The organism is Chloroflexota bacterium (assembly GCA_035652535.1).
In the GTDB taxonomy this organism is placed as follows: domain Bacteria; phylum Chloroflexota; class UBA6077; order UBA6077; family SHYK01; genus DASRDP01.
Map to the genome: position 1 here is coordinate 17,501 of DASRDP010000017.1, position 10,352 is coordinate 27,852.

A 10,352-nucleotide genomic window follows, 5' to 3' on the forward strand; every position below is an offset into this window, starting at 1 on the left:
GGAACCGGTGGTGCCACTAATTAGCGTAGTAACCGCGTGTTTCAACGAGGAAGAAAACGTACACCTCCTCTACGAACGGGTTAAATCCGTCTTTGAGCGCCTGCCGGGGTATGGCTACGAGCACATTTTCATCGACAATGCGTCGCGCGACGGAACAGTCAGCGCTCTCAGGAAGCTGGCGAAATGCGACAGGTCGGTCAAGGTGATCGTCAACGCGCGCAATTTCGGCCACATCCGCTCACCGTATCACGCGCTGCTCCAGTCGAGCGGTGAGGCGACGATTTGCCTCGCGGCCGACCTCGAGGACCCACCCGAGCTGATTTTCGATTTCATAAAGCGGTGGGAAGAAGGGTACAAGATTGTTGCCGGGGTGAAGAGGTCGACGGAGGATGGTCTCGTTCTTCGTCTGATTCGGCGCCTGGCGTACCGCGTACTATCGCGCGTGTCGAGCCTGCAGTTGATACCCAATTTCACTGGCTTCGGGCTGTACGACCGCGTCGTTGTCGACACGCTTCGATCGATCGACGATTCCTACCCGTATTTCCGCGGGTTGGTCTCCGAAATTGGGTTCGAGCCCGCATACGTGTATTTTGATAAGCCGCGTCGGACGCACGGGAAGACAAAGAACGATTTCTTCACCCTCTTTGATATGGCGATGCTGGGTCTCGTCAAACACTCCCGCATGCCCATGCGATTTGCAACCCTCGCAGGGTTTTTCATGTCGGCCGTGAGTCTAATGATCGCCATCGGATATCTTGTCGCGAAGCTAATATTCTGGAACCGGTTCGAGTTCGGCCAGGCGCCAATCCTGATCGGGATCTACTTCTTTGCCTCCGTGCAGATCTTCTTCATAGGTGTGCTCGGTGAGTACGTCGGAGCGATCCACACGCAGGTGAGAAAGCTCCCACTTGTTGTCGAGCGCGAGCGCATCAACTTCACATAGCAAGCACCAAGTCTCGCCCGCGCTAACGACTCGGCACGGCATAAAGGACCAGATCTGTCCCGTCGTCTTCGTGAGAGCGCAAGAAAAGCTCGTATCTGAGCGTGAGGTCCTTGATATAGCTCGGTATCACCCACAGGTCTCTCAGATTGTGAGTGAGTTCGAGGGCGATGATCGGCCGGTTCTTACGTATACACCGTTCTGCCCCTCGCAATGCTTCGATCTCTGCCCCCTCCACGTCAAGTTTGAGAAGAGCGACAGGCTGATCCGCCATTTCATCGTCGAGAGCTACGGCGTTCACCACCGCTTGACCTTCGCGAGAAATAGACGAACCGGTGTTACTATCCGAATTGAAACGAACGATTCCTGTGCGGTCGGTCACGGCTGCATTTCTCGCCTCAACAGACTCGCGAATAGCAAGCGGCAGCGACCGAACGTAACCGATAAGCTGGGCGTAGTTAAAAGCGTCTGGTTCGTACGCGATCCAGCGGCTAAAGTGGACGTGAGGACTGGAAAGGGCGTATTGAAGTGTGTCGCCAATATATGCTCCGCAATCGACGATGACGTCGCCCGGCTTCGTTTGGACTATGTCAGGAGGGAAGTACTGATGTTGCACCGGAGGCGGCAATCCATCAAAGTCAAGGTGCAATCGCCAACGAACGTGGGATACAAAGAGTTTCCGCGAACCAGCATCCGAAAAACAGCCTAACGCCCGGTTTAAGTCGGCACCATGTGCCAATACGTCTTGCGGCAGTTCAATCCGCATGTGCGGTAGGAAGTAGTCAGGAAATTTCCACGCGAGAGCGGCAAACGGTGCGATGGCTGTGACTCCGGCGGCGCGAAGCCGCTCTCGCGTGGAAAGATACCGATGACCTTCTGAGAAGACCGTTACGATGACCGACAAGTCGGTGCCGAGTTCGTCGATCAAGGTTTGGAGAGTAAAAACGCGAATGCCCTCGACTTCGGTACCAGCCTTGCGCACGTCGTTGTCCGCAAACGCAACGGGTTCTAGGTTTAGTCGACGGAGGCCGTTGAGTGTCTTTCTTCCCAGCGCGCCGGCACCGAAAAGGACAACTGGTCGCCTGCCGATCGGCCCCACCAGGTTATCAAGTGTCGTCTTAGCTCGCTCGATGGATGACTCACGGTCCTCTGCCAGGAGCTTCTGTAAAGTCTCGTGCACCAGGAGCTCGTCCAAGCCCGACCCCTCTCCCATCTCCTTGCAACTACTTGCCTTAAAGCGGCAGGGCGTTGGCCAGAAATTTTCGGGAATTTCCAGTTCGGTGTGAAATTTTTTGGGTGCCTACCGCGCGTGCAATTGTATCGCCGGCCTTCAATGGTCACCCGCACCGATGGCGTTCGATAGCAGGAACGATGGGAGGGCTGGGTCCGACGTCCGCGGGGTGGCGCCAAAGATGATGGAGGGACGCGATCCAGCGCGAGAAAAGTGTTGCTCCAACCGTGATCGCACATAATCGCGGGCGGCGTGTATCCTTCCCGTTGAAAATTGGGGCCGGCAATCTCCCGTCATCCCCAATCGCTTGTTCGGATGGGATCCTCTCCGGTCCCCAGGGCGGAATACCGGGGACCGCGCTCATTGTGCACGTGGAGTCGGCTTGGCTGTCCCTGCGGCGATCCCGCAGCATCGGCGGTTCGTGGTGTCCGGTCGGCCTCTGATGGGAAAGCCGGCCGCTCGATCTAGCAGGGACGTGAATGCTGGCTGACAGGCCGCGGTCTACCAGAACTGAACAATTGCACAGGCTGTTTCATGTGGTCCCCCACGATGCCCTTTTGCTCACGGTCGCGTCCTTTCGGGCACGGCCCGAGATACTGTTTGCCGTCGCCACACGCGCGGTGCAGACCCTGGTGATGTTGGTAGCGATGCTGCTGGTGGCTTTCGGCATGACGCCCGAGGAGCAGGGGTTTTTCTGGGTTTTCCTGAACCTTAGCTCCTTTATCACTGTGGGCGAGCTTGGGATCCCCCAAATCGTCCTGCAAAACGCAAGTCACTACGCTGCCATAGGCGATCGGATGACACTAGTGCGGTTTTCGAGACGAGCATTTCAATTCACTGCCATTCTCACCCCAGTCGCCGGAGCGACGCTCCTGGTTGCCGGCGCATTAATACTCGGCAGGGACGCACCAACAAATTCCGACCCTCTACTCGGATGGCGGGTCCCTTGGGTGCTTTTCGTAGTGGCTTGCTGCTGTGAACGCGGTCTTGCGCCTGCGCTGGCATATTTGGAGGGTTCAGTGTCAGTCGCGCGATCCTGGCGGATTCAGACTGTTCTCGAATTTTGCTCCGGATCGGTGTTGGTGGGGAGCCTTCTAGTCTCTTCGGGACTTTGGAGCCTAGTCTGGTTCGAGTCTTCCAGAATAGTAGTTTCGCTGGCCTGGATTATGAGTCAGCGCAAATATTTTGGTGCACTAAGCGGGCCGTTGCTCACTATTGCCGAGTGGAAACGCGAGATTCTGCCGTTTCAATGGAAGGTCGCGGTGAGCGGTTTGACTGGCTTTATCATCTTCAGGTCCATAAGCCCGATTGTGTTTTCCGAGCTCGGATCCACAGCGGCCGGGAAGTTCGCGGTATCCCTCGGTTTAATGAGCAGCTGGCTAGCAGTCGCGTCTGTGTGGCCGTTAAGCCAGATCCCAAGATTAGGCCGTCTTGCCAGCTTGGAAGACTATTTGGAACTTCGCCGCTCTTTCATTCACATGCTATTCGGCGCGACCTTGTTCGCGGGAGCCGGAGCAGCGGCTATAAGTGTGCTAGCCATGATCGTAGATACGTGCTGGCCTGCGTTGGCTTCACGAATGGCGGAAAGTTCTGCTACGGCGATACTGATGGGAGCAGCGGTTATTCATACTGTCATAATTTGTTTTGCTGTCATGTTGAGGTCAGAACGGAAAGATCCTCTGTTGCCATTTAGTGTCGGGGGTAGCGTGCTTACAATAGTATGTATTTCGAAAGCGGCTCAATCCGGTGACTTGTTTTTCGTGGCGCTTGTGTATTTCTTGTTGACCGCCCTTGGCCTCTGTTTTGCGCCCGTCCTATTCGTTCGATCGGCAGCGTTTACGCATATGAGGAACAGTCGAAGCGGCGTCGATTAAGCGGGATGAAAGATGAGGCTTTCGATTTGTATCCCAACGCATAATGGCAGACGAGAGACGCTTCGGACATTGCTAGATAGTATTCTAGCCCAACGGAACATTGCCGACGACGACGCATTAGAGATTTGTATTAGCGATAATGCATCTGCCGATCAGACTTCGCAATTGATACAGGAATACCAACGTGTGAGCCCCTTCCCGATCAAATATTTTCGATTCGCGGTGGATGTGGGGGTTAGGAACTTTGCCAACGTCGTCGAGATGGCGTCGTTTGAATGGTGCTGGCTTGTCGGGTCCGATGATGTGCTGCTTCCCAATGCGGTAGAGGCTGTCAGTGAGGCGCTGCGTGCATACCCGGGGGTCGGTGGCATTACGGTTGGCAAGGTCAACATGGATTCAACCCTGTCGGAGTTCAAGAGCGAGGACCATAACCTCGCTCTTCCAGCACGCCCACTGGAAACGCGGATAATGACCGACGTGGGTGAGCTAGCTCTGCCTTTCGCTTACATGTCAGCGCACCTATTTCGACGCGATGACTGGCGGCGGGTCGTGCAGGCATACGGTATAGAATACGTTGAGAGCTTACGACACTTCCCACACGCTTTTATTTTCAGTCAAATAGCGGCTCGTGAGCCCTGGCTATGGCTGGGGAAGCACCTCGTGCTGCAGCGCCTCGACAATTCATGTGTGATGGAAGCGCTGGATCAGCAAAAGCACAGGTATGCGACGCAAGTTACAGAGGATTTGATTGCCGTGGCGGTGGCGGCCTACGGTGCACCGAGGCGGGATCTGTTACGGCGGCTCTTTATGATTTATTGGAATCCCTGGTTGGTGGTCAGGTATCGAGCATGTCTCTCGGCGGAAGAAGACCGGGCCATCCGAACACAATGCTTTCGATGGTTTAGACTTACGCCGCTGTTTTGGGTTACATCCGCCCCGATTCTAGTACTGCCGCGGTCAATACCACACTTTTTCCTGGCCTGGCTGTGTGGGATTGAAATTCCGAGAAGCATCCGGCGAACGGGTTCATGGGCCGTGCACCGAACGCTGGCCGCCTTTCGCATTGAAAAAGAGGTCGCTTCACGGCGACGGTCCGCGCAGGAGGCCGCAAATTCGTATAGGATTGGTAGCTCTAACCTTCATGGCGACGAGGTCTGACTCACGGGCTAGAGCAATCGCGCAACATCGCTATGACGGTTCCAGCATGACGCGTTGCAGTACAGACCGATTTGCTGCCGAATCGAGGGCGGAGGGGTCTTGTTGACGGGTAGCCACGGGGCGGCTAGCGGTTGCCGGACAGCAGAGCACCTCTTCCTACCACGGCTTGAGGCTCGCGCCGCGGGTGTGGCCGCCTTCGGCCCCGGCCGCAGATGAATTGCTGGTTGGGAGCGCTTGGCAAGTCAGCGACCGAGCTTGCGCTCTGAGCTTCACTCGAATTAGGTTCTTGCTCCGAATTCTTCGCGCGCTATCCCTTCCCCACCCATGACGGTGGGCGTCGCATTCTTTTTCGTCGTCGTTTGCTCGGGCTTCGCGGTGTTACGCCCGCTTCGTTTGCCCAACGCTCTCATCGCGCTCGGGCTCGCGCCCGCAGCAGGGCTCGCGAGCCTCGCTCTCGTCGCGAGCCTGGTCACTGTCCGAGGGCTCCCGCTGTCTCTGGTAGATGGCCTCCTCGTCGTGGCGGCCGTCGTCGGGGCGGTCAATCTGCTGCAGGCAACCTCCGAGCTGTGGCAGACCTGGGCCAGGTCGCCGCGATCTCGCGTCGCGTGCCTCGTCCTGGTGGCGGCCCTCTCCCTAACCTCGGCCATCGTGGTGTGGGGGTGCTGGCGTGCGGAGGTGCCGCTCTGGCTAGATGACGGACCGTTCCACGTCGAGCACATCGATAGCTTGAGGCGCGGCCAGTCGTGGGCGGGGGGCTGGTGGCCGGGGTTGCACGCGTCCGCAGCCGCGTTTTTGCTGCTTTTCCCCGGTGTTGACACAGCGGCCGGCGCGTTCTGGGTCTCGTTGGCCGTAATCCCGATGGCCGTGCTCGTAGTCTTTGGCTGCGGCATGGCGCTCTGGGACGATCCGCTGCCCTCGGCGCTGGGCGCGCTATTTCTCGCCTTGACCTGGGTGTATCTGTACGATCCGAACTTCGTCAGCTCATGGGCCCAGATGTGGGGATCCCTGATCGCCATCGCCCTTTGGGCCACCAGCGGCCTTTACATCAAGGCGCAGACGGCCCGTCACCTGGTCCTCGCGATCCTGCTGGCAGCCGGCCTGGCCTTGACCCACGCGAGCGACGCGCCGCCCGCGCTCCTCGGCGGGTTGGTCATCCTCGTTTTTTGGCGCGAGCGCGTGGCCTGGCGGCGTCTCGCCCTTCACTCGGGCATCTGCGCCGTCATTGGGATCGCCGTGGTCGCCCCGGCGCTTCAGAAGCTCGATGCGCTCGCGCATCCCGAGGGGCCGCTCGCCTATGCCCACACCTGGGCGCTCTCCGAGGTCCGATCCGGCCCAGACGTTAGCGCCATTGCTCTGCTTGTCTACCTCGCGCGCGCAATCAGCGGCGTGCAGTTCGTCGATCTGGCGCCTCGCTTTACGCTCCTGATCATTGCGGCCACCTGGGCTGTAAGGCATCGAGCCGGCCGGATTCCGCTGGTGCTGTTCGCCATCTTTCTGGCAACGGCCGTGGTTTTTGCCTATCCCGAAAACCCCACGGTGCAGTTTCTGTCGGAGATCACGTTCCCGTGGACGGAGCGAAGGCGCGTGGCGATCCTCGTGGCTGGTTCAGCGTGCCTGCTCCAGGGGGCGGCGTTCGCAGACATCGGAACTGCCGCGCTGCGTATCTGGTGGCAGAGGCTGAAGCAAGCCAACTCGCCATCTCGGAGTGGCGCAGTCGCGGCGGTAGCGGCGCTCGTGCTGCTGAGTCTGGCTGGCGCTGATGCCATGGGGATTCGCGCCCGCCTTGGCGCCCAGGTCCAGCGCGTGATCTCCTACACGCCGGACGACGCAGCGGCGATGGCCTGGCTGCGCGGGAACGTCGGGCCGACGGAAATCGTTGCGAACGATTGGATGGCGGATGCGGGAATCTGGGCACCTTATAAGGCGGGCGTGCGTATCCTCATCCCTCGGCTCGGGATGGAAGAGCTGTTCTCTTCGCCCGATGCCCTATGGTGTTGGCTCGTCACCACCGACGAAAAGTGCTACGAGCGGCTGACCCGCAAGCCCGACCCGAGCACATCGCGGCGCATCGATCAGGTCCGCGAGATACTTGACAACATCGGTCGCCTGGAGCGAGCACCCGAAGCCTACACGCTCGCGTGTTCGCTCGGGGTTCGCTATGTATACCGCGGAGCAGCCGTTGGGAGCTTTCAGGGGAGGCACTTTCCCACTGAGCTCGAGCTCCGGCGGTCCCCCGCGTTGGACACGGTGTTTCAGTCGGGGAAGGCTTCGGTGTTTCGGGTTCGCTGCCCGCCGTGACGTGAGGTTCGCAGCCACCACGCCGCCATAAATCCCACGCCGAGCACGCTGACGAAGTACAGCGTGCTGAGCCGGATCAGCAGCACCGACGCGACCGCGGCGCCCGTTTCCACCCGCAGCACGGCCAGGAGAAGGAGCATGGCCGCCTCGACCCCGCCAATGCCGCCAGGAAGCATCGTCACGGCGCCAACCAGCGTCGCAATGGCGTAGACCGAGAACGCGGCGATCGTGGAAACGCTCGCGCCCAGCCCCGCGAGGATGAGCGCAAAGGCGAGCGCCTCGCATCCCCAGGCGACGACGGCGATCGCGAGACCCACGGCGAGGGGTCGGGGTCGAAGGAGCGCGCGGCCGGTCACGACGAGCTGCAAGAGCTTGGCCGCGATCCGTTCGAAGCGTGGATACGTTCCGAGCCGGCGGAGGGTTGGTCCATACAGGCGCTCGGTGGTGAGGAACGCGATCGCGCAGCCCATCGCGATCAGGACGAAGACGAAGAGCCCGAGCCCATTGGGCAGCAGCGCCAGCCCGCCGATTCCCAGGAGCAGCACCGCCATCACGTCGCCGAGGCGCTCCACGAGCAGCACCCCCGCCGTGTCCGCCATGGAGACCCCGTAGCGCGCGCGCAGCAGCGCCGCCTTCACGACCTCGCCCGCCTTGCCTGGCGTGGCGGTAAAGGCGAAGCTTGCGCAGAAGGCGAGCACGTTGGGCCCGAAGGGCACGGGCCAGCGGAGGGTGCGGGCATAGTAGTGCCACCGCAGGGCTCGCAGGAACCAGCCGACGAGCACGAGTCCCAGGACGAGTGGGGCGTATGGCTGGACCGGGAAGCGTCGCAGGGTCGCGAGGAGCCGATCGTGCCCGGACCAAACGGTGATGCCGAGGTACAGCGCCATGCCCGCCACCAGCACCGCGACGGCGGGCGCCATCCACCGGTGCCAGGCAGCGCCCGCTTCGGCGGCGTCGGTGGTCGCGGTCGCACCTGATGCGTCAGAGGCCGCCGTCGTCTGCTTTTCCGCGATGGTCACGCTGACTCGCTCACCCCCACCCTCCTCCTCCGCAGCTTCATTTGATCTTGATCACTGGCTGGTCGGGGTGGGCGGGATTGGGCACGAGCTGTCGGCCGTAGCAGTCGACCATGAGGTCCATCAGCTCGAGCACCACGTCGATTTCAGCAAGACGTCCGTCCGCGAACTCGGCCACCCAATTGCCTGTGCGATTCAAGCCGAGTCTCTCCGCGACAAAGGAAGGAATGACCAGCGAAATCGCTCCAGTGTCGACGAGTGCACTCGCGTCGTACGACCGCACCTGTTCAGCCGTCATGAGCCCACCGCGTACGAGGTCCAGGTCAACCGCGTTCACGAGTCGAACTGAAGCTCGGACCTCTCCCACGCTGTCTCCTCTCATGACGTCACTCCGCCGTGTTTCCGTATGTTGGCGACCCCGAACGGCGATTGCCTATCCTTCGGCGAGTAGTGTAGCAGGCGGCGAGCGCCGTCGATCGGGAGGAGCCCGGATGCTGGCTGTGGCATCGGTCACGCGCGTGCGTGGGGTTGCGGTCGCCCACGCCGTGGTGGGGGCGGTTGCCCTGTGCGGCGTCGGGCTGGGGCTGGCGCTGCGCGGGATGCCCGTGCTGGCGAACGACTTCCCGCTGAACGACGGCGGGCTCTTCTCGGTGATGATCGAGGCGGTGCGGGGCGCCCGCTACGGGCTGCCGTGGTCGGTGACGTACAACGGGCTGGAGATCCCCTTCGCGTATCCGCCGCTGGGGTTCGTGCTGGGGGCGCTCCTGGCGGATCTGACGCACACGAGCGGGATTGCGGTGCTGCGGTGGCTGCCGCTGGCGCTGAACCTCTTTGCCATGGGGGCGTTTGCGCTCTTGGCGCGGGCGGTGCTGCGGACGGCGATGGGGGCGGTGGTGGCGCTGGGGGTGTTGATGGCGCTGCCGGGGAGCTACGAGTGGCTGATCGGGGGCGGAGGGCTGACGCGGTCGCTGGGGCTGTTGTTTGCGCTCCTGGCGCTGCGGGAGGCGTACCTGCTGGCGACGCGTGGCTGGAGACGGGACGTGGCGCTGCTGGCGGTGTGTTCGGGGCTGGCGCTGTTGAGCCACCTGGAGATGGCGTGGTTTCTGGCGTACAGCGCGGTGCTCGTGTACCTGGGATATGGGCGGACGTGGGGGAACGCGGTGCGGGGGGCCGTGGCGGCGGGAGGAGCGCTGATCCTGGCGGCGCCGTGGTGGGTCACGGTGCTGGCGCGCTACGGGCCAGGCCCATTCGTCGCGGCCGCGGCCACGGGCTCGTCGGTCGCGCAGGGCCTCGGCGCTCGGGACGTCCAGGTCTTCGCGGCCCTCGCCCTTGCGCTCTTCGCCGCTCTGGCCGCGACGCGCGACGAGCGGCTGTCTCTACTGGCCTGGGTGGGGGCCATCTGGCTGCTCAACAGTCGGAGCCGCTGGCTCATCGCGTGCCCACTATCGCTCGCGCTGGGTCGCGCGACCAGCGCTGCGCTGATCCACCCGTGGGGGGACTGGGGCGCGCACGCGGGCACTGCGGCGGGAAGGCTCGCGCTCTGGGCGCGGCCGATATGCGCTCCGCTCACCGTGGCTGCCCTTGGTCTGGCGGCCCTCGCGTATCGATCGGGGCTTCCGGTCCCCGCGGACGTCGCTGCGGCGACGGCCGCCCTCACCCGAGAGGATCGGTCCGCGATGGGCTGGCTGCGTAATCACACGTCCGAGCGAAGCCGATTCATCGTGGTGGGCGGGGGCGGCTGGGCACAGGATCGTGTGGGCGAATGGCTGCCGGTCCTCGGCGGGCGCGTGGTCGACTCGACGATTCAGGGCACCGAGTGGCTGCCGGGCGGCGAG

The 10,352-nt window shown here is 61.8% G+C and carries 7 protein-coding genes; 4 read left to right on the forward strand and 3 right to left on the reverse strand.

The features are described 5' to 3' along the window. Window positions 1-10 precede the first annotated feature (10 nt). Window positions 11-943: a glycosyltransferase gene (locus VFC51_02795; GenBank protein HZT05929.1), complete on the forward strand. Its 933-nt coding sequence runs from the start codon at window positions 11-13 to the stop codon at window positions 941-943. 22 nt (window positions 944-965) lie between these two features. On the opposite strand, the gene VFC51_02800 is transcribed toward VFC51_02795, so the two are convergent. Beyond that, complete coding sequence (locus VFC51_02800) at window positions 966-2,135, reverse strand: FkbM family methyltransferase (protein HZT05930.1); 1,170 nt, start codon at window positions 2,133-2,135, stop codon at window positions 966-968. Window positions 2,136-4,057: 1,922 nt separating this feature from the next. On the opposite strand from VFC51_02800, the gene VFC51_02805 reads away from it, so the two are divergent. Together VFC51_02805 and VFC51_02810 are read left to right on the forward strand one after the other, a co-directional pair. Then, entirely contained in the window at window positions 4,058-5,203 is a 1,146-nt protein-coding gene (locus VFC51_02805) for a glycosyltransferase family 2 protein (protein HZT05931.1), read from the forward strand. A 324-nt stretch (window positions 5,204-5,527) separates the two neighbouring features. Beyond that, a complete protein-coding gene (locus tag VFC51_02810; GenBank protein HZT05932.1) occupies window positions 5,528-7,501 on the forward strand; it encodes a DUF6541 family protein in 1,974 nt (657 codons plus the stop codon). Here the strand turns inward: VFC51_02810 and VFC51_02815 are convergent. Beyond that, a complete protein-coding gene (locus VFC51_02815; protein HZT05933.1) occupies window positions 7,456-8,520 on the reverse strand; it encodes a lysylphosphatidylglycerol synthase transmembrane domain-containing protein in 1,065 nt (354 codons plus the stop codon). The two genes, VFC51_02810 and VFC51_02815, sit on opposite strands and share 46 nt — an antisense overlap. 37 nt (window positions 8,521-8,557) lie before the next feature. Then, the gene (locus VFC51_02820) at window positions 8,558-8,884 is read right to left on the reverse strand and encodes a clan AA aspartic protease (protein ID HZT05934.1); all 327 of its coding nucleotides are present in this window, start codon (window positions 8,882-8,884) and stop codon (window positions 8,558-8,560) included. A gap of 124 nt (window positions 8,885-9,008) precedes the next feature. On the opposite strand from VFC51_02820, the gene VFC51_02825 reads away from it, so the two are divergent. Further along, a partial coding sequence (locus VFC51_02825; GenBank protein HZT05935.1) for a hypothetical protein occupies window positions 9,009-10,352 on the forward strand: 1,344 nt, incomplete at its 3' end.

Bases quoted from the DNA above. Each gene is read 5' to 3' on its own strand.
- VFC51_02805 (HZT05931.1), top strand. From the start codon at position 4,058: ATGAGGCTTTCGATTTGTATCCCAACGCATAATGGCAGACGAGAGACG.
- VFC51_02810 (HZT05932.1), top strand. From the start codon at position 5,528: ATGACGGTGGGCGTCGCATTCTTTTTCGTCGTCGTTTGCTCGGGCTTC.